Annotated in this window: 15 protein-coding genes and 1 tRNA gene; 13 read left to right on the top strand and 3 right to left on the bottom strand. The window is 67.5% G+C overall.

Going from position 1 to position 24623, the window contains the following annotated elements; translation table 11 throughout:
• The first annotated feature begins 70 nt into the window (after nt 1–70).
• The 3 genes from gltB (at nt 71) to pyk (ending at nt 7655) form a co-directional block, all read left to right on the top strand.
• Nucleotides 71–4648, top strand: coding sequence for a glutamate synthase large subunit (gene gltB, locus E3O32_RS02510; RefSeq protein ID WP_134506664.1), 4578 nt, complete (start codon nt 71–73; stop codon nt 4646–4648).
• Entirely contained in the window at nt 4641–6098 is a 1458-nt protein-coding gene (locus E3O32_RS02505; protein ID WP_134506662.1) for a glutamate synthase subunit beta, read from the top strand. The genes gltB and E3O32_RS02505 overlap by 8 nt, the downstream gene beginning before the upstream one ends.
• A gap of 111 nt (nt 6099–6209) precedes the next feature.
• Nucleotides 6210–7655, top strand: a complete 1446-nt coding sequence (gene pyk / locus E3O32_RS02500; RefSeq protein WP_134506660.1) for a pyruvate kinase — start codon at nt 6210–6212, stop codon at nt 7653–7655.
• Nucleotides 7656–7857: 202 nt separating this feature from the next.
• On the opposite strand, the gene E3O32_RS02495 is transcribed toward pyk, so the two are convergent.
• Nucleotides 7858–7943: transfer RNA gene (locus tag E3O32_RS02495), tRNA-Leu, on the bottom strand.
• 38 nt (nt 7944–7981) lie between these two features.
• Here E3O32_RS02495 and E3O32_RS02490 point away from each other — a divergent pair.
• The gene (locus E3O32_RS02490; RefSeq protein ID WP_134506658.1) at nt 7982–8587 is read left to right on the top strand and encodes an ANTAR domain-containing response regulator; all 606 of its coding nucleotides are present in this window, start codon (nt 7982–7984) and stop codon (nt 8585–8587) included.
• A 67-nt stretch (nt 8588–8654) separates the two neighbouring features.
• On the opposite strand, the gene E3O32_RS02485 is transcribed toward E3O32_RS02490, so the two are convergent.
• Complete coding sequence (locus E3O32_RS02485) at nt 8655–9080, bottom strand: hotdog fold thioesterase (RefSeq protein ID WP_134506656.1); 426 nt, start codon at nt 9078–9080, stop codon at nt 8655–8657.
• Between the two features lie 57 nt (nt 9081–9137).
• Here E3O32_RS02485 and polA point away from each other — a divergent pair, with 57 nt between their 5' ends.
• A complete protein-coding gene (gene polA, locus E3O32_RS02480; RefSeq protein ID WP_134506654.1) occupies nt 9138–11819 on the top strand; it encodes a DNA polymerase I in 2682 nt (893 codons plus the stop codon).
• A gap of 15 nt (nt 11820–11834) precedes the next feature.
• Here polA and E3O32_RS02475 read toward each other — a convergent pair whose 3' ends face one another.
• Nucleotides 11835–12659, bottom strand: coding sequence for a hypothetical protein (locus tag E3O32_RS02475; RefSeq protein WP_134506652.1), 825 nt, complete (start codon nt 12657–12659; stop codon nt 11835–11837).
• A gap of 204 nt (nt 12660–12863) precedes the next feature.
• On the opposite strand from E3O32_RS02475, the gene E3O32_RS02470 reads away from it, so the two are divergent.
• From E3O32_RS02470 to uvrA, 8 genes are all read left to right on the top strand, one after another.
• A complete protein-coding gene (locus E3O32_RS02470; RefSeq protein WP_198417509.1) occupies nt 12864–13202 on the top strand; it encodes a PepSY domain-containing protein in 339 nt (112 codons plus the stop codon).
• Nucleotides 13203–13270: 68 nt separating this feature from the next.
• On the top strand, nt 13271–13972 hold the full coding sequence (locus E3O32_RS02465; RefSeq protein WP_134506650.1) for a response regulator transcription factor: 702 nt from the start codon (nt 13271–13273) through the stop codon (nt 13970–13972).
• 349 nt (nt 13973–14321) lie between these two features.
• Nucleotides 14322–15344, top strand: coding sequence for a sensor histidine kinase (locus E3O32_RS02460; protein ID WP_420898086.1), 1023 nt, complete (start codon nt 14322–14324; stop codon nt 15342–15344).
• A 9-nt stretch (nt 15345–15353) separates the two neighbouring features.
• Nucleotides 15354–17030 carry a DUF885 domain-containing protein gene (locus E3O32_RS02455; RefSeq protein WP_134506646.1) on the top strand — a complete coding sequence of 559 codons (1677 nt, stop codon included), beginning with the start codon at nt 15354–15356 and terminating at the stop codon, nt 17028–17030.
• A 194-nt stretch (nt 17031–17224) separates the two neighbouring features.
• Nucleotides 17225–18682: a 30S ribosomal protein S1 gene (gene rpsA / locus E3O32_RS02450; RefSeq protein ID WP_134506644.1), complete on the top strand. Its 1458-nt coding sequence runs from the start codon at nt 17225–17227 to the stop codon at nt 18680–18682.
• Between the two features lie 234 nt (nt 18683–18916).
• Nucleotides 18917–19543, top strand: coding sequence for a dephospho-CoA kinase (coaE, locus tag E3O32_RS02445; protein WP_134506642.1), 627 nt, complete (start codon nt 18917–18919; stop codon nt 19541–19543).
• A gap of 9 nt (nt 19544–19552) precedes the next feature.
• Nucleotides 19553–21616: an excinuclease ABC subunit UvrB gene (uvrB, locus tag E3O32_RS02440; RefSeq protein WP_134506640.1), complete on the top strand. Its 2064-nt coding sequence runs from the start codon at nt 19553–19555 to the stop codon at nt 21614–21616.
• Nucleotides 21617–21749: 133 nt separating this feature from the next.
• A complete protein-coding gene (uvrA, locus tag E3O32_RS02435; protein ID WP_134506638.1) occupies nt 21750–24617 on the top strand; it encodes an excinuclease ABC subunit UvrA in 2868 nt (955 codons plus the stop codon).
• The last annotated feature ends 6 nt before the right edge of the window (nt 24618–24623 follow it).

Below are 24623 nucleotides of genomic sequence, written 5' to 3'. Positions count from 1 at the left end.
CCGCGCACCAGACCACTTTCAGCGGGCCAGCGTCGTCCCCACTTGCCAGTCACTTCGTGAGGACGGTCCCATGCCGCACACACCCCTCTTCTCGCGCTTCAGCAGCGTGCCGCAGCCCCAGGGGCTGTACAACCCTGCCGACGAGCGGGACGCCTGCGGTCTGGCCATGGTCGCCACCCTGCGCGGCACGGCCGGCCACGACATCATCACGCTCGCCCTCGACGCGCTCCGCAACCTCGAACACCGCGGCGCGGTGGGCTCGGATGCCGGTACCGGCGACGGCGCCGGCATCATCACCCAGATCCCCGACGACTTTCTCCGCTCCGTCACGGACTTCTCCCTCCCCGCGGTCGGACGGTACGCCGTCGGCAACGTCTTCCTGCCCACCGACCCGACCTCCCGCAGCAAGATCAAGCGTGAGATCGCGCGGATCGGGCGCGAAGAAGGCCTCACGATCCTCGGCTGGCGCGAGGTCCCCGTGCGCCCCGACGAGGTCGGGAACCTGGCCAGGGCCGCCATGCCGGCGATCCAGCAGCTCTTCGTGCAGAGCGAACGCACCGACGACGCCGGGTCGACCCTTGGCGACATCGCCCTGGACCGCCAGGCGGTCCGGCTGCGGAAGCGCGCCGAACGAGAGCTGGAGATCTACTTCGCTTCGTTGTCCTGCCGCACCATGGTCTACAAGGGCATGGTCACCACCCTTCAGCTGGAACCGTTCTACCCTGACCTCTCCGACCCCAGGTTCGTCTCCAAGCTGGCACTGGTGCACTCCCGGTACTCCACGAACACGTTCCCGTCCTGGCCGCTCGCGCAGCCGTTCCGGATGATCGCGCACAACGGCGAGATCAACACCGTGCAGGGCAACCGCAACTGGATGCAGGCACGCCAGTCCCAACTCGAATCCGAACTGCTCGGCGACCTGGCCCCGCTGCTGCCGATCGTCACCCCGGGCGGAAGCGACTCCGCCTCGTTCGACGAGGTCGTCGAACTGCTCAGCCTGTCCGGGCGTTCCCTCCCGCACGCCGTCATGATGATGGTGCCGGAGGCCTGGGAGAACCAGACCGACCTCGACGAGGAACGCCGCGCGTTCTACGAGTACCACTCCATGTTGATGGAACCGTGGGACGGGCCGGCCGCGATCGTCTTCACCGACGGTTCCCTGGTCGGCGCCACCCTCGACCGCAACGGACTCCGCCCCGGCCGCTACCTGATCACCGATGACGGACTCGTCGTGCTGGCCAGCGAGATCGGCGTGCTCGACATCGACCCCGCCCGCGTCGTGCGCAAGGGCCGGCTCCGCCCCGGCAAGATGTTCCTCGTCGACACCGTCGCCGGGCGACTGATCGAGGACGACGAGATCAAGGCCGACCTGGCCGCCAGCGAACCGTGGGGAACCTGGCTCGACGCGGGCCGGATCAACCTCAAGGACCTGCCCGACCGGGAGCACATCGTGCACCCGCCGGCATCCGTCGTGCGCCGCCAGCGCACCTTCGGCTACACCGAGGAAGAGGTGCGGGTCCTGCTCGCGCCGATGGCGCGCACCGGCGGGGAACCGCTCGGAGCGATGGGTTCCGACACCCCGATCGCGGTGCTCAGCGACCGGCCGAGGCTCATCTTCGACTACTTCACCCAGCAATTCGCGCAGGTGACCAACCCGCCGCTCGACTCGATCCGGGAAGAGGTCGTCACCTCGCTCAAGCTCGGGCTCGGCCCGGAGCGCAACCTGCTCTCGGCCGGACCGGAGCACGCCCGGCAGGTCGTCCTCGACTTCCCGGTGATCGACAACGACGAGCTGGCCAAGATCCAGCACATCGACACCGCGCCGGGCAGTCGCACGACCACCACCATCCGCGGGCTCTACCGGTTCGACGACGGGCCCGACGCCCTGTCCGCCCGGATCGCCGAGATGTGCCTGGAGGCCGACGCGGCCATCGAGGCCGGAGCGATGTTCATCGTGCTGTCCGACCGTGATTCCAACAAGGACTTCGCGCCGATCCCGTCCCTGCTGATGATCGCCGCCGTGCACCACCACCTGATCCGCACCGAGAACCGGATGAAGGTCGGCATCGTGGTCGAGGCCGGCGATGTGCGCGAGGTGCACCACGTGGCCCTCCTGATCGGCTACGGTGCGTCCGCGGTCAACCCGTACCTGGCGATGGAAACCTGCGAGGACCTCGTCCGCAGCGGCCACATCACGTCCGGAACGCCCGAACAGGCCGTGCGCAACGTGATCAAGGCCCTCGGCAAGGGTGTGCTCAAGATCATGTCGAAGATGGGCATCTCCACCGTCTCGTCGTACGCGGGAGCCCAGACGTTCGAGGCCGTCGGCCTCAGCCAGGAATTCATCGACCAGTACTTCACCGGAACCACCAGCAAGCTCGGCGGGGTCGGCATTGACGTCATCGCCGCGGAGAACGAGGCCCGTCACGCCTCCGCCTATCCGCAGGATGCCGCCGTCACCGCGCACGAGCGCCTGAACACGGGGGGCGAGTACCAGTGGCGCCGCGATGGGTCACCGCACCTGTTCAACCCGGAGACCATCTTCCGGCTCCAGCACTCCACCCGCACCCGCCGGTACGACATCTTCCGCGAGTACACGAAACTCGTCGACGACCAGGCCGAGAGCCTGATGACGCTGCGGGGCATGTTCACCTTCGACACCAGCAAGCGCCACCCTGTGCCGCTGGACGAGGTCGAGTCGGTCGAGTCGATCGTCAAGCGGTTCGCGACCGGAGCAATGAGCTACGGCTCCATCTCGCCGGAGGCCCACGAGACGCTCGCCATCGCGATGAACCGCCTCGGCGGCAAGTCCAACACCGGCGAGGGCGGTGAAGACCTCGACCGGCTGATCGACCCCGAGCGGCGCAGCGCCGTGAAGCAGGTCGCGTCCGGCCGGTTCGGCGTGACGAGCATGTACCTCTCGCACGCCGACGACATCCAGATCAAGCTCGCCCAGGGAGCCAAGCCCGGCGAGGGCGGCCAGTTGCCGCCGACGAAGGTGTATCCGTGGATCGCCCGCACCCGCCACGCCACCGCGGGAGTCGGTCTGATCTCGCCGCCGCCGCACCACGACATCTACTCGATCGAAGACCTCAAACAACTGATCTTCGACCTCAAACGGGCCAACCCCCAGGCGCGGATCCACACCAAGCTGGTCAGCCAGTCCGGCATCGGCGCTGTCGCGGCCGGCGTCGCCAAGGCCCTGTCCGATGTGATCCTGATCTCCGGCCACGACGGCGGCACCGGCGCCAGCCCGCTGAACTCGCTCAAGCACGCCGGAACCCCGTGGGAACTCGGCCTCGCCGAGACCCAGCAGACGCTCATGCTCAACGGCATGCGCGACCGGGTGGTGCTGCAGGTCGACGGTCAGCTCAAGACCGGCAGGGACGTTGTCATCGGCGCGCTGCTCGGCGCCGAGGAGTTCGGCTTCGCCACCGCCCCGCTGATCGTCGAGGGCTGCGTCATGATGCGCGTCTGCCACCTGGACACCTGCCCGGTCGGCGTCGCCACCCAGAACCCGGAGCTGCGGAAGCGTTTCACCGGCAAGGCCGAATACGTGATCAACTTCTTCGAGTTCATCGCCCAGGAGGTGCGCGAGTACCTCGCCGGTCTGGGTTTCCGCAGTCTCGAGGAGGCGATCGGGCACCGGGAGATCCTCAACGTGGACGGCGCTCTCTCGCACTGGAAGGCATCCGGACTCGACCTGTCGCCGATCCTGGTCGGACCGGACTTCTCCGCCGGTGAGCCGCGGCAATCCGGCCGCCCGCAGGAGCACGAGCTGGAACTGCACTTCGACAACGAGCTCATCCGGCGGAGCGCCAGCGTGCTCGACCACGGCGGCAGGATCGCCATCGAGCTGCCCATCCGCAACACCGAACGGGCGGTCGGTACGATGCTCGGACACGAGGTGACCGTGCGCCACGGCGAACAGGGTCTCCCGGCCGGTTCGATCGACGTCACCCTCACCGGATCCGCCGGCCAGTCCTTCGGTGCGTTCCTGCCGAGCGGGATCACCCTGCGGCTCGAGGGCGACTCGAACGACTACGTCGGAAAGGGCCTCTCCGGGGGACAGATCATCGTGCGCCCCGACCGGCGCAGCCTCTTCCCCGCGGAGCAGAACGTCATCGCCGGCAACGTGATCGGCTACGGCGCGACCCAGGGCAGCATGTTCATCCGCGGCATCGTGGGGGAGCGGTTCCTGGTGCGCAACTCGGGTGCGACCGCCGTCGTCGAAGGCGTCGGCGACCACGCCCTCGAGTACATGACCGGCGGGCTCGCGGTGATCCTCGGCGAGACGGGGCGCAACCTGGGGGCCGGGATGAGCGGCGGAACCGCGTACATCTACGACCTCCGGAGCGACAACGTCAACTTCCAGGCGTTGCAAACCGGGGAACTGACCATGTCGCCGCTCGGCATCGCCGACCAGGAGATCGTGCGCGACCTGCTCGAACAGCACCGCGCCCACACCGATTCACCGCTCGCGGCCCGGCTGCTCGCCGACCGTGAAAGAACCATGTCCACATTCGTCAAGGTGCTGCCGCGGGACTACGCGGCCGTGCTGGCAACCAGGCAGAATGCTGTCGCCGAGGGTCTCGACCCCGACGGCGACGTTGTCTGGAACCGCATTCTGGAGGTAACCAATGGCTGACCCGAAGGGCTTCCTGAAAACAACGGAGCGGGAAACCCCGGCCCGTCGTCCCGTTTCCGTGCGCCTGATGGACTGGAAAGAGGTCTACGAGCAGGGCGACGCGGCGCAGCTGAAGCGCCAGGCCGGCCGCTGCATGGACTGTGGCGTTCCGTTCTGTCACCAGGGCTGCCCCCTCGGCAACCTGATCCCCGAGTGGAACGACCTCACCTGGCGGGACGAGGGCCGGCAGGCGATCGAACGCCTGCACTCGACGAACAACTTCCCCGAGTTCACCGGCCGGCTGTGCCCGGCACCCTGCGAATCCGCCTGTGTTCTGGCCATCAGCCAGCCTGCCGTCACGATCAAGCAGGTGGAGGTGTCCATCATCGACCAGGCCTTCGCCAACGGCTGGGTGCAGCCCCAGCCGCCGGGGCGCCTCACCGGCAAGACCGTCGCCGTCGTCGGCTCCGGCCCGGCCGGGCTCGCCGCGGCGCAGCAGCTCACCCGCGCCGGCCACACCGTCGCGGTCTTCGAACGCGACGACCGGATCGGCGGGCTGCTCCGCTACGGCATCCCGGACTTCAAGATGGAGAAGAAGCACCTCGAGTCGCGTCTGGCGCAGATGACCGCGGAAGGAACCCGGTTCCGGGCCGGCGTCAACATCGGCGTCGACATCACCTGGGACGCCCTGCGGGCCCGGTACGACGCCGTGGTGATCGCCACCGGCGCCATGGTGCCCCGCGATCTCCCGATCCCCGGGCGGGACCTGCCCGGGGTGCACTTCGCGATGGAGTACCTGGTCCAGCAGAACAAGGTCGGGGCCGGCGACACCGTCGACCAGCAGATCACCGCGGAAGGCAAGCACGTGGTCGTGCTCGGCGGCGGCGACACCGGCGCTGACTGCATCGGCACCGCGCACCGGCAGCTCGCGGCATCCGTCACCAACCTCGCGATCGGCAAGCAGCCGGGCACGAGCCGCCCGGAGCACCAGCCGTGGCCGCTGTCGCCGACGCTGTTCGAGGTGTCGAGCGCCCACGAAGAGGGCGGCAGCCGGCAGTACCTCGCGTCGACGATCGAGTTCCTGGCGAACGACGCCGGCGAGGTGCGCGCGATCCGGGTCGCCGAGACCGAGTACCTCGATGGGCGCCGCGTACCCAAGGCGGGCACCGAGCGGGAGATCCCCGCGGATCTCGTGCTTCTGTCCCTCGGATTCACCGGGCCGGAATCCCGCGACCTCACCGCGCAGCTGCAATTGCCGGTCGACGACCGGAGTAATGTCGAACGTGACGGCAACTACCAGACCAGTCACGAAGGAGTGTTCGTTGCCGGAGACGCCGGTCGCGGCCAGTCGCTCATCGTATGGGCGATCGCCGAGGGCCGGGCTGCGGCAGCAGCCGTCGATCGTTACCTCGAAGGTGAGACCTTACTGCCTGCTCCGGTCAAACCGACCGACCATGCCTTCGCAATCTGATTGGTCCGACACCCAAGTGATCACCACCCAAGAGACCCACCACCCCGTGGTCTCTGACCCCACGAAAGCACCACAGCGCCAAAAAAGCGCGGAAACCGGAGAATTTTCAGTATGAGACGCGCCAAAATCGTCGCCACCCTCGGGCCGGCAGCATCCAGCTACGATCAAATTCGAGCGCTCATCGATGCGGGCGTCGATGTCTGCCGGATGAACCTCAGCCATGGGGACTACCAAGTCCACGAGGGCGTTTACGCGAATGTCCGCAAGGCGGCGAATGACTCCGGCCGTGCCGTCGCGGTCATGGTCGACCTGCAGGGGCCGAAGATCCGTCTCGGCAAGTTCGAAGGCGGCCCTTACGAACTGGCCGTCGGCGACATCTTTAAGATCACCATCGAAGAGGTCGTCGGTACCCGGGAACTCTCCGGCACCACGTACAAGGGCCTTCCCCAGGACGTCAAGGCCGGGGACTTCCTCCTCATCGACGACGGCAAGGTCAAGGTGGAGGTCGTTGCCACGAACGACACCGTCGTGACCACCAGGGTCGTCGTCGCGGGCCCCGTCTCCAACAACAAGGGCATCAACCTGCCCGGCGTCGCGGTCAACGTGCCGGCCCTGTCCGAAAAGGACGAGGCCGACCTGCGCTGGGGCCTCCGGCTCGGAACGGACCTGATCGCACTGTCGTTCGTCCGTGACGCCGCCGACATCACCCGCGTGCACGAGATCATGGCTGAAGAAGGCCGCCGCGTCCCCGTGATCGCGAAGATCGAGAAGCCGCAGGCCGTCGAGAACCTCGAAGGCATCGTCGACGCGTTCGACGCGATCATGGTCGCCCGTGGCGACCTGGGCGTCGAATTGCCGCTGGAAGCCGTGCCGATCGTGCAGAAGCAGGCGGTCGAGCTCGCTCGTCGCATGGCCAAGCCGGTCATCGTGGCCACCCAGATGCTGGAATCCATGATTCACAGCCCGGTCCCGACCCGCGCCGAAACGTCCGACGTGGCCAACGCCGTGCTCGACGGTGCTGACGCAGTCATGCTCAGCGGCGAGACCAGCGTCGGAGAGTACCCCGTCGTCACGGTCCAAACCATGGCGCGCATCGTCGCGTCGACTGAGGACCACGGCCTGGAGCGCATTGCTCCGCTGACGAACAAGCCGCGCACCCAGGGTGGGGCGATCACCCTCGCCGCCATCGAGGTAGCCGAGTTCGTCGAGGCGAAGTTCCTCTGCATCTTCACGGAGTCGGGTGACTCGGCCAGGCGGATGTCGCGCCTGCGCTCGAAGATCCCGATGCTGGCCTTCACCCCGGAGCCCGGCATCCGTCGTCGCCTTGCCCTCACCTGGGGCATCCAGACGTATCTGGTCGATCGGGTCACCCACACCGACGCCATGTTCGGACAGGTGGATGACATCCTGCTCAGCCAGGGTCTCGCCCAGCTCGGTGACAAGGTCGTCGTGATCAGCGGATCCCCTCCCGGAATCGCCGGCTCCACGAACGACATCCGTGTGCACCGCGTCGGCGATGCGCACAACGAGGTTCACCCGGCTTACGCCAAGAGCTAGTTCGTTCCCGCAGAAGCCCCGTCGCCCGGCCCAGCCGGACGGCGGGGCTTTTCCGTGCCCGCTGCACGCTCAGTCCTGAGCCGGCCGCGAGAGTGCAGAAAACGCCCCTCCGGTGGAGCTGAAGGGGCGAATTTGCGCACTCTCGCCAAACCGCGGAATCGTCAGGGACGCCGGGGGAGAGCGAGGGGTGATGCGGGGGTGTTGGTACCGGTGGTGGGACTCGAACCCACACGTCCTCTCGAACAAAGCATTTTGAGTGCTCCGCGTCTGCCATTCCGCCACACCGGCTCACAACACCTGGATCAGAATACCGTAGGCTTTGACCCGTGACCGACCAAGATTCCACCCCAGTTCCTCCTCGCCGCGTTGTCGTGGCCGAAGACGAGTCCCTCATCCGCCTCGACATCGTCGAAATCCTCCGCGACGCCGGATTCGAAGTGGTCGGCGAAGCCGGCGACGGCGAAACCGCCGTCGCCCTCGCCACCGAGCTGCGGCCCGACCTGGTGATCATGGACGTGAAGATGCCGCACCTCGACGGCATCTCCGCCGCCGAACGCATCACCAAGGCGCACATCGCGCCGGTCGTGCTGCTCACGGCGTTCAGCCAGAAAGAGCTCGTCGAGCGGGCCACCGAGGCCGGCGCGCTGGCCTACGTCGTCAAGCCGTTCACGCCGAACGACCTGCTCCCGGCGATCGAGATCGCCCTCTCCCGGTACAGCCAGATCATCACGCTCGAGGCCGAGGTCGCCGACCTGGTCGAGCGCTTCGAGACCCGCAAGCTCGTCGACCGGGCCAAGGGCCTGCTCAACGAGAAGATGGGCCTCTCCGAACCGGAGTCGTTCCGCTGGATCCAGAAGGCGTCCATGGACCGTCGCCTCACCATGCACGACGTCGCCCAGGCGATCATCGAGCAGCTCTCCGCCAAGAAATAGGCGACGCTCTCAACTCAGAACGAGACGCGCAGGCAAACCGTGGGTGGACGGGTTGCCTGCGTTTCGTCTATGCCTGGGCAGGCAATTCCTTGATCAGGTTGGTGATCCGGATGGTCGAACAGCGCCGGCCCCGATCGTCGGTGACGACGATTTCGTGGGTGGTCAGCGTGCGGCCCAGATGCAGCGGCGTGCAGACGCCGGTGACATAGCCGGACGTGGCCGACCCCGTGTGGCTGGCATTGATCTCGATGCCCACTGCGAGACGCCCGTGGCCGGCGTACAGGTTGGCCGCCATCGACCCGAGCGACTCGCCCAGCACCACGTAGGCTCCGCCGTGCAGCAGCATCGCCGGCTGGGTGTTGCCGGCGACGGGCATCCGCGCGATCGCCCGTTCGATCGTGAACTCGACGAACTCGATCCCCATCTTCTCGGCCAGGCTGCCTGCCCCGCGCTCCTGAACCCAGGCCAGCGCGTCTTCGGTCTTCTCGATCATGATCACCTTTGGTCGCCGCACCCTGCCCGCGTCTGGCGACGCTTGTAGGCTGTCTCTGTGTTGGATTCCGAAAAGCCTACCCTGATGATCATCGACGGCCATTCCCTGGCCTACCGGGCGTTCCATGCTCTCCCGGTCGACAGTTTCCAGACCCGGGACGGGCAGCACACCAACGCCATCCACGGGTTCATCTCGATGCTGCTGAGCCTGCTGCGCAACGAGAAGCCCACCCACATCGCGGTGGCCTTCGACATCTCCCGGTTCTCCTTCCGCACCCGCGAGTACCCCGACTACAAGGGCACCAGGGCCAGCACTCCCAGCGAATTCATCGGCCAGGTCCCGCTGCTCCAGGACGCCCTCGCCGCGATGAACATCACGACCCTGACGAAGGAAGACTTCGAGGCCGACGACATTCTCGCGACCCTGTCCGTGCGCGGCACCGACGAGGGGTACCACGTGCTCGTCGTCTCCGGCGACCGGGACACCATCCAGCTCGTCAACGACAACGTCACCCTGCTCTATCCGGCCAGCCAGGGCGTGTCCGCACTGACCCGGTACGACCCGGAGCGCGTGATGGAGAAGTACGGCATCGAGCCGGCCCAGTATCCGGATGTCGCGGCGCTGGTCGGCGAAACCAGCGACAACCTGATCGGCATCTCCAAGGTCGGCGAGAAGACGGCCGTGAAATGGCTGGGACTCTACGGCAGCCTCGACGGGATCCTCGAACACGCCGATGAGATCAAGGGCGTCGTCGGCAACAACCTGCGCGAGCAGAAGGAGAACGCGATCCGCAACCGCCGGCTGAACCGGCTGGTGACCGACCTCGACCTGCCCGTGCAGATCACCGACCTGGCCCGCGGCCAGATCAACGAACCGGCCGTGCGCGACATCTTCGGCCGGCTCGAATTCAAGACCCTTCTCGACCGGGTGATCAAGCTCGAGGGTGGGCCCGTCGACGCCGACTCGGCCGCGACTCCGGCCGCGGCCCCGGAAACCGTCCCCGCCCCGACGGCGCCCGCCGCGCAGGACCTGCTCGACGAGGAACTCGGCGCCTGGATCGGCCGGGCCGTGGCTGCTTCACCGGAGGGCCTCGGCCTGTGCGTCGAGGTGCAGGACGGCAAGGCGATCGGGTTCGGCCTGGCCGGCCCGACCGAGACCGTCAACCTGCCCTGGCAGCCGGGCCGCACCGACTACCTCCCGCTCGAGGAATGGCTCGCCAGCGACTCGCCCAAGATCATGCACGACGCCAAACACCAGATCAAGGCGCTGCGCCGGAGCAACCTGGCCTTCACCGGCCTGGCCACCGACACGCTCATCGCCGGTTGGCTTCTGCGCCCCGGCGGCCCCGACAAGACGCTCACCGACCTGGTCACCCGCTATCTCGACGAGACCCTTCCCGTGCACGACCCCAACCAGCTCGTGCCAGATGAGGCCGAGGCCGGGGGAGTGCCGATGCAGGCCTGGTACACCTTCCGCCTCGCCCAGGTCCTGGCCGCGCAGCTCGACGAGGGCTCCCAGCGGGTGCTGACGGGCATTGAGATGCCCACCCTGGTCGCGCTCGTGGACATGGAGCTGACCGGGGTCGCCGTCTCGCACGACGAGCTGTCGGCGTTGTCCGCCCAGCTCGGCGAACGCTCCGCAGCCCTGGCCGCGGGCGCCTATGCCGAGATCGGCCGCGAGGTCAACCTCGGGTCGCCCAAGCAGCTCCAGGAGGTGCTGTTCGACCAGCTCGGGATGCCGAAGACCCGGGCGAACAAGACCGGGTATTCCACGGATGCCGGCGCCCTCGCCGACCTGCAGGCCAGCAACCCGCACCCCTTCCTCGACCTGCTCCTGCAGCACCGCGACGCGACCAAGCTGCGCCAGATCGTGGAGACCCTGGACAAGGCCATCGACGCGACCGGCCGCATCCACACCAACTACGTGCAGATCGGCACGGCCACCGGGCGCATCTCGTCGACCGACCCCAACCTGCAGAACATTCCCGTGCGCACCGAAGAGGGTCGCCGCATCCGCGCCGCCTTCCACGCCGGGCCCGGCAGCGAGTGCCTGCTCACGGCGGACTACTCCCAGATCGAAATGCGCATCATGGCGCACCTCTCCGAGGATGCCGGGCTGATCGAGGCCTTCAACGCCGGCGAGGACCTGCACCGGTTCGTCGGCGCGAGCGTGTTCGGCGTCGCCCCCGCCGACGTCACCCCCGAGATGCGCACCAAGGTCAAGGCGATGTCCTACGGCCTCGCCTACGGGCTGAGCGCATTCGGGCTGTCCCGCCAGCTTCGGATCGACACGAAGGAAGCCAAACAGCTGATCGGTGACTACTTCGCCCGGTTCGGCGCGGTGCGGGACTACCTCAGGCATGTCGTCGAACAGGCCAAGCTCGACGGCTACACCGCCACCATCTACGGCCGTCGCCGTCCCTTCCCCGAGTTGCACAGTGCCAACCGGGTGCTCCGCGAGAACGCGGAACGTGCGGCCCTCAACGCGCCGATCCAGGGCTCGGCCGCGGACATCATGAAGATCGCGATGAACGGGATCGCCGACGACCTGGCCGAGGGCGCCCTCGAGTCCCGGATGATGCTCCAGGTGCACGACGAACTGATCTTCGAGGTCGCCCCCGGGGAATGGGACGCCCTCCGCGCTGTTGTGACGCATCGGATGGAGACGGCGGCCGACCTCCTCGTGCCGCTCGAGGTGCAGGTCGGCCGAGGCGCGAACTGGGATGCGGCCGCGCACTGACCTGAAGCACCTGCCCTACCGCGGTTCGCCCAGCGGCCCCGTTCCGGTGTCCGGCGGCACCGCAGTCACGCTGACCAATTCCTCGCGGCCGGCGGACGGGCCCGCCACGTCCAGGATCTGCACCGGGCCGACACCGGGAGCGTAGAGCTTGTACTGCAGCACATCCGGTTCGATCGTGATCGTGTCCCTCGTGAGCAGCACCTCCGTGAAATGTCCGAGGGGGACGGTGGCCATCTCCGTGAAGCTGACGACCTCACCGTTGTCCTCGGCCTGGCCCCGGTAATACTCCTGCCGGTACTTCTGACCCGGACGCGGCTCGGCCGGAAGCAGGATCCCCGGCTGGGCGCCGTCGACACCGGCCTCGAACGAACCCGCGGTCGAGGTGACCAGGCCGTTTTCGAACTCGGCCGTCTCCTCGCCCAAATACCAGATCGCGCCTTTCGAATCCTGGGCGTACCAGTCGAAGGTGTCCTCCACCACCGCGCCATCCTGGGAGACCGTGTCCCTGACCACCCTGGCGGTGATGCCGTTCGCGATCTTCCGGGTCGCGCCAGTCGCGGTGACCTCCACGTCCATTACGGCGCCGGTGCCGTCGGTCTCCCGGTAGGTCCACTGGGTGCCCGGCTTCATCGGCCAGTACCGGTTGGTGATCTCGGCCGAGAACTCCTTCGGGTCCAGTGTCACCTTCTCGCTGCCCAGGGGCAGCGCCCGGTCGCCCCCGGTCGCCGTGGGCTCGGTGGTTGCGACGGTCGTCGTGCAGGCTGACAGCAGCACCGCGGTGCCACTGAGAACAGCGAGGACGGCAAGGATTCGCCGAGCCCGATTCGATTTGTCTTTCATTAGAGCCTCCCGGTTTTCATCGGTTTGCGTCGATGGGGCGGCACGGATGCGTTCCGCCGATACCCAGAGTGCGCCGTCGGTTCTGAACCCACCCTGAACGATCGCAACTCGACGCCGGGGCATCGTTCAGGGTGGAGTCAGCATCCGTCTCCTACCGTGATGAAGGTCGGGCGACGCGCCCGGTCTACCAGGCAAGGAGAAGCCATGCAGAAGAAAATGAAGATGAAGACGACACACAAGGCAGCCGTTGCAGGACTCGCCACCTTGGCCGGCCTCGGCGTCGTGGGCGGCCTCCCTGCCGCGAACGCCGCAGACACCGGCCACAGTGAATCCGACACGGCCATCACCGGTGCCGCGCTCGTCCAGGCGAGCGCCGCGGCCCTGGCTGAGACCGGCCAGGGCCGGGTCACCGAGACCGAGGTCGGCGACGAGGAGAGCTACTATGAGGTCGAAGTGACCTTCGCCGACGGCACCGAGGTAGATGTGCAACTCGACCGGGCTTTCCAGGTCGTGCCTGCGCTCAAGGGCGGTGCCGAGGGCTGAGCCGGACCCACAGTCCACCGTGCGGCCCACCCGGCGGCCGCACGGAAGCCAGGCAGGAGAGGCGCCCCATGAAAGTGCTCCTGGTCGATGATGACGAGAAGATCACGACCGCCCTCGGCCGCGGCCTCCGCGCCGAGGGATTCACCGTGGACGTCGAGCGCAACGGCATCGACGGACTGTGGCGGGCGGGCGAGGGCACCTACGACGTCATCGTCCTGGACATCATGATGCCGGGCCGGAACGGCTTCCTGGTCTGCGCCGACCTCCGCGCGGCCGACAACTGGACGCCGATCCTGATGCTGACCGCGAAGGACGGCGACCTGGACGAGGCGGAGGCGCTGGACACCGGCGCGGACGACTACCTCGTGAAGCCGTTCTCCTTTCCGGTTCTCGTGGCGCGGCTTCACGCCCTGATCCGCCGGAGCGGTTCGGCGACGCCGCCGCCGAGCGGGGTCGCCGACCTCCGGGTCGACCCGCTGTACCACCGGGTCTGGGTCGGCGAGAGCGAGGTCACGGTCACCTCCCGAGAGTTCGACGTGTTGCACTACCTGGTGCACCGCGCCGGCCAGGTGCTGTCAAAGCAACACATCCTCGACGGCGTGTGGAGCGACGACTTCGACGGCGACCCGAACATCGTCGAGGTGTACGTCGCCCGGCTACGCCGCAAGCTCGAGCAGCACGAATCCCGGGCCGAGATCGAGACCGTGCGCGGGGCGGGCTACCGCCTGGCCGCCGGCCCCGCCGGCCCCGCCGGCTCAGGACCTCGGTAGGGTCGGTTCCGTGCGGGTGACCCGGCTGATCGGAGGCGTGCGCTGGCGGATCACCGCCGCCGCAACCTTCGTCGTGCTGGTTGTGCTGGTGGTCACCGGCGGCGCCCTAGTCGCCGCCCAACGGTCGGTGCTGACCGACAACGTCGACGAGAACCTGCGTCGGCACAGCAGCGCCATCATCGCGGCGCTCGATTCCGGAACCCAGCCGGCCCTCATCGCCAGCCAGGGCGACGACGAATCCTTCGCCCGGGTGACGGATGCCGCCGGCCGGGAGATCGCCGCCACCGCCCGCACCCTCGCCGACGCGCGCCTGGCCGCGCCACCCCGCTCGGCCGACGGATTCCAGACCATGCGGTCCAGTCCCGGCCCGGACTTCCGGCTGCTCGCCACGACCAGGAACGGCCTCCGCGTGCTCGTCGGCACACCCCTGGACGACGTGCAGGACAGCGTCGACACTCTCCTCAGGGGCCTGCTGATCGCGGTTCCCGCCGCGTCGCTGCTCCTCGCGGTAGTGGTCTGGCTGCTGGTTGGTCGGGTCCTCCGACCGGTCGAGGCCATTCGCCGCCGGGTCGCGGGCGTATCCGGCTCCACCCTGAACCGGAGGGTGCCCGAACCGAAGACCCAGGATGAGATCGCCCGGCTCGCGCGCACCATGAACGAGATGCTCGAACGGGTGGAAACGGCCGACACTCGGCAGCGGCGCTTCGTTGCGGACGCGTCGCACGAGCTCCGCACGCCGCTGGCCCGCATTCGCGCCCAGCTCGAGGTCGATCGGGCGCACCCCGAGGAGGCGGACGCCGCAGCCACCCGGCAGAGCGTGCTCGACGAGGCCGACACGCTGCAACGGCTGATCGACGACCTGCTCCTGCTCGCCCGCGCCGACAACGCGCAGGAACCACGCGTGGGCGACCTCGTCGACCTCGACGACGTCGTGATGGCCGAGGCACGCCGGATGCGCGGCACCGAATCGGTCTCGGTCGACGTCAGCCGGGTGTCCGGCGCCCAAGTCCGGGGGAACCGCGACCGGCTCGCCCGGGTGGTGCGCAACCTGCTCGACAACGCGGTGCAGCACGGCGGCCCGCAGATCGTGGTCAGCCTGCGCGAGGTCGACGGTCAGGCCGAACTCACCGTGGCGGACGACGGACCGGGAATCCCGGCCGCGGAGCAGGACCGCGTCTTCGAACGGTTCGCCCGGGTCGACGAGGCCCGGTCCCAGGGCGCCGGCGGCAGCGGCCTCGGTCTCGCGATCGCGAGGGAGATCGTCGCCGCCCACGGAGGGGCGATCGTGATCGACCCGCTTCACCGGTCGGGCGCGCGGTTCGTGGTGACCCTGCCGATCGGGGGGAAGACGGCGCGGTCCCCGGTGTCCTAGGCTCGGGCCATGACACACGAGCCTCAGCGCACACCGACGGCGATCGACGCGATTGCCGAGGACTGGGTCGACACCCTCGTCGACCTCGACCCGACGGTGGGGACCTACATCGGCCGCACCGAGGGCGACGGCCGGTTCGGGGACTACTCGCCCGCCGGCGACGAGCGCCGCCGGCTCGAGGCGAAGAAGGTCATCGCCCTCCTCGATGCGGCACCAGTCGCCGACGACGTCGACGTCGTCACCCGCACCGACCTGCGCAGCTCGCTCGCCCTCGACGTGGAGAGCCACGAGGCCGGACTGCAGTTGCGTGACCTGAACGTGATCGCATCGCCGGCCCAGGGCATCCGTGACATCTTCGACCTCATGCCCACCGCGTCGGTGCACGACTGGGAGAACATCTCGTCCCGGCTGGCCGCCGTGCCTGCGGCAATGGACGGCTATCTCCAGACCCTCCGCGAGGGAATGCGCCAGGGGATCATGCCAGCCAGGCGCCAGGTGCGCGAAGTCGCCGGACAGGCGAAACGCCACGCCGCGAACGGCGGTTTCTTCGCCCGGTTCGCCGCGGAGGCGAGCCTGGAATCCGGCAGCCTGCCGGCCTCGCTGGCCACCGACCTCGCCGCGGGGGCGCGCGCCGCCGCCGCCGCCTACGGCACGCTCGCCGAATTCCTCGGCGGCACGCTGGAAGGCGCCGCACCCGAGAAGGACGCGGTCGGCCGTGAACTGTACGCGCTCCAGTCCCGCCGTTTCCTCGGCGCCACCATCGACCTCGACGAGACCTACGACTGGGGCGTCGAGGAACTGGCCCGGATGGTCGCCGAGCAGGAGAGCATCGCCGACCAGATCAAGCCGGGCGCGAGCGTGCTCGAGGCGATCGCCCACCTCGACACCGACCCGAGTCGCAAACTGCACGGCACGGAGGCGCTGCAGAAGTGGATGCAGGAGACCAGCGACCGCGCCGTGGCCGAACTCTCCGGCACCCAATTCGACATCCCCGACGAGATCAAACGGCTCGAGTGCCTGATCGCCCCCACCCAGGAGGGCGGGATCTACTACACCGGACCCACCGACGACTTCTCCCGCCCCGGCCGGATGTGGTGGTCCGTCCCCGTCGGCGTCACCGAATTCGACACCTGGCGCGAACTAACCACCGTTTACCACGAGGGAATCCCCGGGCACCACCTGCAGATCGGCCAGGCCGTCTACAACCGGGCCAAACTGAACACCTGGCGCCGTCAGCTGGCCGGCACCTCGGGCCACGCCGAGGGCTGGGCCCTCTACGCCGAACGCCTGATGGAACAGCTCGGCTACCTCGACGACCCGGCCGACCGCCTCGGCATGCTCGACGGGCAGCGGATGCGCGCCGCCCGCGTCGTGCTCGACATCGGGGTGCACCTGGAGAAGCAGCTCCCGGACGGTTCCGGACCGTGGACGGCGGACTACGCGTTCGACTTCCTCCGCCGGAACGTGAACATGAACGACGGCTTCGTGAAGTTCGAGGTCAACCGTTACCTCGGCTGGCCCGGCCAGGCACCCTCTTACAAGGTCGGCCAGCGGATTTGGGAAGAGCTGCGCGACACCTACCGCGAGAAGGAGGGCGACGCGTTCTCGATCAAGGACTTCCACCGCAAGGCCCTGGACCTCGGCGGGGTCGGCCTCGACACGCTGCGTTCGGCGATGCTCGGTTAGGGTCCGCTTTCGGTGGCGGGACCGGGCTCGTCACCGGTTCCGGCCGGTTCGGGTGAAGTTGCCGCGCCCCTCCGCAAACAGCTAAGGTTGACTGTCACGTTTGTGACGACCTATCCGCTGCCATGCGCGGTGCGCAACCCTGAAATCCTTTCTGCGCGTGGCCCGATCTATGTCCATCCTGGAGCAACTACTACATGACAATCGCAACGACCGAACGGGCACCCAAGCAGGTCGCCATCAACGACATTGGATCTGCTGAAGACTTTCTTGCCGCGGTCGAAAAGACTCTGAAATTCTTCAACGACGGCGACCTCATCGAAGGCACCGTGGTGAAGATCGACCGCGACGAGGTTCTCCTCGACGTGGGCTACAAGACCGAGGGTGTCATCCCCTCCCGCGAACTTTCCATCAAGCACGACGTTGACCCCTCTGAGGTCGTCAAGGTCGGCGACCTGGTTGAGGCCCTCGTTCTTCAGAAGGAAGACAAAGAAGGCCGTCTCATCCTGTCCAAGAAGCGCGCTCAGTACGAGCGTGCATGGGGCGACGTCGAGAAGATCAAGGAGTCGGATGGCGTTGTCACCGGCTCGGTCATCGAGGTTGTCAAGGGTGGCCTCATCGTGGACATCGGCCTCCGTGGCTTCCTTCCCGCATCGCTCATCGAGCTGCGCCGCGTTCGCGACCTGACCCCGTACCTGGGCCAGGAGATCGAGGCCAAGATCCTCGAACTCGACAAGAACCGCAATAACGTCGTGCTGTCCCGCCGTGCCCTGCTCGAGCAGACGCAGTCCGAGAGCCGCACCACGTTCCTCAACAACCTCCAGAAGGGACAGGTCCGCAAGGGCGTCGTCTCGTCGATCGTCAACTTCGGTGCGTTCGTCGACCTGGGCGGCGTTGACGGTCTGGTTCACGTCTCCGAGCTCAGCTGGAAGCACATCGAGCACGCCAGCGAGGTCGTCGAGGTCGGTCAGGAAGTCACCGTCGAGATCCTCGAGGTCGACCTCGAGCGCGAGCGCGTGTCGCTGTCGCTCAAGGCGACGCAGGAGGACCCGTGGCAGGTCTTCGCCCGCACCCACGCCATCGGCCAGGTTGCACCGGGTAAGGTCACCAAGCTCGTCCCGTTCGGCGCGTTCGTTCGCGTCGCCGAGGGCATCGAGGGCCTGGTCCACATCTCCGAGCTCTCCGGCAAGCACGTTGAGCTCGCCGAACAGGTCGTCTCCGTCGGCGACGAGGTCTTCGTCAAGGTCATCGACATCGACCTCGAGCGTCGCCGCATCTCGCTGAGCCTCAAGCAGGCCAACGAGGGTGTCGACCCCGAGGGCACCGAGTTCGACCCGGCACTCTACGGAATGCTCACCGAGTACGACGACCAGGGCAACTACAAGTACCCTGAGGGCTTCGACCCGGAGACCAACGAGTGGCGCGAAGGCTTCGAAACCCAGCGCGAGAAGTGGGAGCAGGACTACGCTGCAGCCCAGGCTCGCTGGGAAGCCCACAAGAAGCAGGTGGCCTCCGCCAACGACGAGATCATCGCCCCCGGCGATGTCCCGTCCGCAGCAGGTTCCTCCTTCTCCAGCGAGACCGCCGGCGCCGGCACCCTCGCAGACGACGAGGCCCTCGCCGCTCTGCGCGAGAAGCTCTCCAGCTCCAACTAGCAGCGAATCTCCACCCCGCCGGACGGCACCTGCACGGTGCCGTCCGGTTGAACCAGGCCGGGCCCTTCGGGGTCCGGCCTGTTTTGTTCCCGCACGTGACAGATCCGGTCCCGACCGACACCGTGCCGGCCGACGACTCGACGACGCCGGTCACCATCACCTGTCCGCGTCAGCGGTGGACTGCACGGGTAACCCGGGGCGCTGAGCGCCCCGAGGGACGTTAGCATTGCACGGGTGTACCTGATTGGACTGACCGGCGGGATCGCATCCGGAAAAAGCACCGTGGCGCGCAGGCTGGCCGAACTCGGCGCCGTGCACATCGACGCCGACCGCCTCGCCCGGGTCGCGGTCGAGCCCGGCACCGCAGCCCTCGAGGAGATCACCCGCTCATTCGGCCCCACGGTGATCGCGCCGGACGGCAGCCTCGACCGGGCGGCGCTGGGGGCCGTCGTCTTCGCCGACCCTGCGTCCCTCGCCCTGCTCAATTCGATCGTGCACCCGGCCGTTCGTTCCCTGTCGAACCTGATGATCCGCGAGGCCGCGGAGAGGGACCCGCACGCGGTCGTCGTCTACGACGTCCCCTTGCTGGTGGAGGCCGCCGTCGACCACCCGTTCGACCTGATCGTGGTCACCCAGGCCGACGAGGCAACCCGGGTGCAGCGGATGGTCGACCTCCGCGGGATGCCCGAGGCGGAAGCCAAGCGCCGGATCCGGTCCCAGGCCAGCGACGCCGAGCGTCTGGCCGTCTCGGACGTCGTCATCGACACCACCGGCACTCTCGGCCAGACCCTGGCCCAGGTCGACGATCTCTGGCACCGTGTGCGGGCCGCCGCCGAGTCGACTGTCAGTGGTGCTCCATAGACTGGAGTCATGGAACCCACGCGCTCTGTACATCCGTTCGAGGTCGTGAGCGAGTACACCCCCAGCGGTGACCAGCCGACCGCGATCGCCGAGCTGGCCGGCCGGATCAACGCCGGAGAGACCGACATCGTGCTGCTCGGTGCCACCGGAACCGGAAAGTCCGCGACGACCGCCTGGCTGATCGAGCAGGTGCAACGCCCCACCCTGGTGCTCGCGCACAACAAGACCCTGGCCGCGCAACTGGTGAACGAGTTCCGTGAGCTGATGCCCAACAACGCCGTCGAGTACTTCGTCTCCTACTACGACTACTACCAGCCGGAGGCCTACGTACCGCAGACCGACACCTTCATCGAGAAGGACTCGTCGATCAACGCGGAGGTGGAGCGGCTGCGGCACTCCACCACCAACTCGCTGCTGAGTCGGCGCGACGTGATCGTCGTGTCCACCGTCTCCTGCATCTACGGCCTCGGCACCCCCGAGGGTTACCTCGAGGCGATGATCGCCCTGCAAGTCGGCCAGAAGGTCAGCCGGGACTGGCTCGTCCGCCGGTTCGTCGCCATGCAGTACCAGCGCAACGACGTCGACTTCTCCCGGGGCCACTTCCGAGTTCGGGGCGACACCATCGAGATCATCCCCATGTACGAAGAACTCGCGATCCGGATCGAGATGTTCGGCGACGAGATCGAGGCGCTCTACAGCCTGCACCCGCTGACCGGCGACATCGTGCGCAAGCTGGAGGCGGTGTCGGTCTTTCCCGGTTCGCACTACGTGGCCAGCACCGACGTGATGCACCGGGCAATCGGCACGATCCTGGAGGAGCTGGCCGAGCGTCTCGAACAGCTCGAGCGGGAGGGCAAGCTGCTCGAGGCCCAGCGGCTGCGGATGCGCACCACCTTCGACCTGGAGATGATGGAGCAGATCGGTTTCTGCTCCGGGATCGAGAACTACTCGCGGCACATCGACGCCCGGCAGCCGGGGGAGGCGCCGCACTGCCTGCTCGACTACTTCCCCGACGACTTCCTGATGGTCATCGACGAGTCGCACGTGACCGTGCCCCAGATCGGCGCCATGTACGAGGGGGACTCATCGCGCAAGCGCACCCTCGTCGAACACGGCTTCCGGCTCCCCAGCGCCCTGGACAACCGGCCGCTCAAATTCAGTGAGTTCAAGGGCAGGGTCGGCCAGACCGTGTACCTGTCCGCGACCCCCGGCAAGTACGAGATGGGCATCGCCGACGGCGTCGTCGAGCAGATCATCCGCCCGACCGGGCTGATCGACCCGCAGATCGTCGTGAAGCCCAGCAAGGGGCAAATCGACGACCTCCTCGAAGAGATCCACAAGAGGGTCGAGCGCAACGAACGGGTGCTCGTCACGACCCTGACCAAGAAGATGGCCGAGGAACTCACCGACTTCCTCACCGAGGCCGGAGTGCGGGTGCGATATCTGCACTCCGACGTCGACACCCTGCGCCGGGTCGAACTGCTCACCGAACTCCGCGCCGGCGTTTACGACGTGCTCGTCGGAATCAACCTGTTGCGGGAGGGTCTCGACCTGCCGGAGGTGTCGCTGGTCGCCATCCTCGACGCCGACAAGGAAGGTTTCCTCCGTTCGGCGACCTCTCTCATCCAGACCATCGGCCGCGCCGCCCGCAACGTGTCCGGCGAGGTGCACATGTACGCCGACCGGCTCACCGCCTCGATGGAACGCGCCATCGACGAAACCGACCGCCGCCGTGAGAAGCAGGTGGCCTACAACACCCTGCACGGGATCGACCCCACCCCCCTCCGCAAGCGGATCGCGGACATCACCGAGGTTCTCGCCCGTGAGGAGGCGGACACCGCCGAGCTTCTGGCCGGCCGCTCCGACAGGCGCAAGGGGAGCGCCCCGACGCCTCGCCGCCAGGGCCTGGCGGCCAACGGCGCCAACGACCTGGAGTCGATCATCGCGGACCTGAACGGTCAGATGCTCGAGGCTGCCGGGGAACTCAAATTCGAACTCGCGGCGCGCCTGCGAGACGAGGTGTCCGAGCTGAAGCGCGAACTGCGCCAGATGGAGAAGGCCGGCCACATCTAGCCACATCGAACGGTTGGCGCTCGGGGCGGCGCTCGGCAACGGCCCGGCGAAAACGCGCACTGTCGAACATGTGTTCGCTCAGGGCGTGGTGATGTCGCACCGGAGTGTGGGCGGCACTGCATAGACTCGAACGGTGTCAATTTCCAAGGTAGAGTCCGGGTCAAAACTCAGTGTTCGCGGCGCACGGGTGCACAATCTGCACAACGTGGACCTGGAGATCCCTCGGGATTCCCTCGTGGTCTTCACCGGCCTGTCCGGGTCGGGCAAGTCATCGCTCGCCTTCGACACCATTTTCGCGGAGGGCCAGCGCCGCTACGTCGAGTCGTTGTCCGCCTATGCGCGCCAGTTCCTCGGCCAGGTCGACCGCCCCGACGTCGATTTCATCGAGGGGCTCAGCCCGGCCGTCTCGATCGACCAGAAGTCCACCAACCGCAACCCACGGTCCACGGTCGGCACGATCACCGAGGTGTACGACTACATGCGACTGCTGTGGGCGCGGATCGGTGTGCCGCATTGCGCCGTCTGCGGTGAGGTCATCCAGGCCCAGACCGTGCAGCAGATCGCCGACCAGCTGATGGAGCTGGAGGCCGGCATCCGCTACCAGGTGCTCAGCCCCGTCGTGTCGCAGAAGAAGGGCGAGTTCGTCGACCTGTTCAAGGAACTCGCCGCCGGCGGTTATTCGCGGGCGATCGTCGACGGCACGCAAATCCAGCTCAACGAGCCGCCCGTGCTCAAGAAGCAGATCAAGCATGACATCTCCGTGGTCGTCGACCGGCTCGTTGCCGGGCCGGAACTGCTCAGCCGGCTCACCGACTCCCTCGAGACGGCGCTCAAACTGACCGACGGCATCGTGCAGATCAACTACGTCGACGGCGAGGGCGACGACGCCTGGCAGAGCTATTCGGAGAAGCTCTCCTGCCCGAACAACCACCCCGTGCAACTGACCGAGATCGAACCGCGCACCTTCTCGTTCAACGCGCCGTTCGGCGCCTGCCCCGAGTGCTCCGGGCTCGGCACGCGCATGTCCGTCGACGCCGACCTGCTGCTCGGCGACCCGGAGCTCAGCATCGCCGACGGCGTCGTGCTGCCGTGGACCACCCAGGGCAAGGGCCTCTTCCAGTACTACGAGAAGCTCCTCGACGGGCTCTCCCGCGACCTCGACTTCTCCCTCGACACCCCCTGGGGCGAGCTGCCCGCCGAGGTGCAGGACGCCGTGCTCCGCGGCGACAACTTCGAGGTCAAGGTGAAATGGAAGAACCGCTACGGCCGGGAGATGAGCTACACCTCCGGATTCGAAGGCGTCGTGCCCTACATCGAACGCCAGTACCTCCAGGCCGAATCCGACACCCAGCGGGCACGCTGGGGTGAGTACCTGCGTGAGGTCGACTGCCCGGTCTGCTCCGGCACCCGGCTCAAGCCTGAAGTCCTCGCCGTGCTGGTGCACGGGTCGAGCATCGCGGATGTCTGCAACCTCAGCCTCACCGACGCCCGCGGTTTCATGAACAAACTGGAGCTCACCGACCGCGAATCGACCATCGCGGCGCAGGTGCTCCGGGAGATCAAGGCCCGGCTGGACTTCCTGATCCGGGTCGGCCTGAACTACCTCAACCTGGCCAGGGCCGCCGCGACACTGTCCGGCGGTGAGGCGCAGCGCATCCGTCTCGCCACCCAGATCGGCTCAGGCCTCACCGGCGTGCTCTACGTGCTCGACGAACCGAGCATCGGGCTGCACCAGCGGGACAACCGCCGGCTGATCGAGACCCTGGTGGCCCTGCGCGACCTCGGCAACACCCTGATCGTCGTCGAGCACGACGAAGACACCATCAAGACCGCGGACTGGATCGTCGACATCGGTCCGGGCGCCGGCGTCAACGGAGGCCACGTCGTGCACTCCGGCTCCTACGAGAGCCTGCTGACCAACAAGAAGTCGCTGACCGGCGACTACCTGGCGGGCCGCAAGGTCATTCCCACGCCGAGTACGCGACGCGAGATCGACCCGGCCCGTGAGATCACCGTGGTCGGTGCCGAGGCGAACAACCTCCGCAAGGTGTCGGTGAGCTTCCCCCTCGGCACCTTCACCGCCGTCACCGGGGTCAGCGGCTCCGGCAAGTCGTCCCTGGTCAACGACATCCTCTACCGGGTCCTCGCCAACCGCCTCAACGGCGCACGCAAGCTGCCCGGAAGGCACACCAGAGTCACCGGCCTCGACCACCTGGACAAGGTCATCCACGTCGACCAGGCTCCGATCGGGCGGACCCCCCGTTCCAACCCGGCCACCTACACGGGCGTCTTCGACAAGATCCGCACCCTGTTCTCCGAAACGATCGAGGCGAAGGCGCGCGGCTACCTGCCGGGCCGGTTCAGTTTCAACGTCAAGGGCGGCCGTTGTGAGGCCTGCTCGGGCGACGGCACGATCAAGATCGAGATGAACTTCCTGCCCGACGTCTACGTCGCGTGCGAGGTGTGCGGGGGAGCGCGGTACAACCGGGACACCCTCACCGTGCACTACAAGGGCAAGAACATCGCCGAGGTGCTCGACATGCCCATCAGCGAGGCGGCGGAGTTCTTCGAGCCGATCTCCGCCATCCATCGATTCCTCAAGACCCTCGTCGAGGTGGGCCTCGGCTACGTGCGGCTCGGCCAAAGCGCCACCACCCTCTCCGGCGGTGAGGCGCAACGAGTCAAGCTCGCAACGGAGCTGCAGCGCCGCTCCAATGGGCGCAGCGTCTATGTACTTGACGAGCCGACCACCGGGCTGCACTTCGAAGACGTGCGCAAGCTCCTGCTCGTGCTGAACAGCCTCGTCGACAAGGGCAACACCGTCATCGTGATCGAACACAACCTCGACGTCATCAAGTCCGCGGACTGGGTGATCGACCTCGGCCCCGAGGGCGGGTCCGGCGGCGGCCGGGTGCTCGCGACCGGCACTCCGGAGCATGTGGCCACCGTCAAAAAGAGCCACACCGGGAAGTTCCTCAAAGAGGTCCTGGCGGCGCAGTAGGCGCAG

The sequence above is a fragment of the Cryobacterium mannosilyticum genome (assembly GCF_004402705.1).
GTDB classification, from domain to species: Bacteria; Actinomycetota; Actinomycetes; order Actinomycetales; family Microbacteriaceae; genus Cryobacterium; species Cryobacterium mannosilyticum.
The sequence above is the reverse complement of the archived record's forward strand: the minus strand, read 5'-3'. Positions and strand labels throughout refer to the sequence as shown.

Bases quoted from the DNA above. Each gene is read 5' to 3' on its own strand.
- E3O32_RS02460 (WP_420898086.1), top strand. From the start codon at position 14,322: ATGCGGTCCAGTCCCGGCCCGGACTTCCGGCTGCTCGCCACGACCAGG.
- E3O32_RS02505 (WP_134506662.1), top strand. From the start codon at position 4,641: ATGGCTGACCCGAAGGGCTTCCTGAAAACAACGGAGCGGGAAACCCCG.
- E3O32_RS02475 (WP_134506652.1), bottom strand. From the start codon at position 12,659: ATGAAAGACAAATCGAATCGGGCTCGGCGAATCCTTGCCGTCCTCGCT.
- pyk (WP_134506660.1), top strand. From the start codon at position 6,210: ATGAGACGCGCCAAAATCGTCGCCACCCTCGGGCCGGCAGCATCCAGC.
- E3O32_RS02485 (WP_134506656.1), bottom strand. From the start codon at position 9,080: ATGATCGAGAAGACCGAAGACGCGCTGGCCTGGGTTCAGGAGCGCGGG.
- gltB (WP_134506664.1), top strand. From the start codon at position 71: ATGCCGCACACACCCCTCTTCTCGCGCTTCAGCAGCGTGCCGCAGCCC.
- E3O32_RS02455 (WP_134506646.1), top strand. From the start codon at position 15,354: ATGACACACGAGCCTCAGCGCACACCGACGGCGATCGACGCGATTGCC.
- uvrB (WP_134506640.1), top strand. From the start codon at position 19,553: ATGGAACCCACGCGCTCTGTACATCCGTTCGAGGTCGTGAGCGAGTAC.
- E3O32_RS02465 (WP_134506650.1), top strand. From the start codon at position 13,271: ATGAAAGTGCTCCTGGTCGATGATGACGAGAAGATCACGACCGCCCTC.
- E3O32_RS02470 (WP_198417509.1), top strand. From the start codon at position 12,864: ATGCAGAAGAAAATGAAGATGAAGACGACACACAAGGCAGCCGTTGCA.
- rpsA (WP_134506644.1), top strand. From the start codon at position 17,225: ATGACAATCGCAACGACCGAACGGGCACCCAAGCAGGTCGCCATCAAC.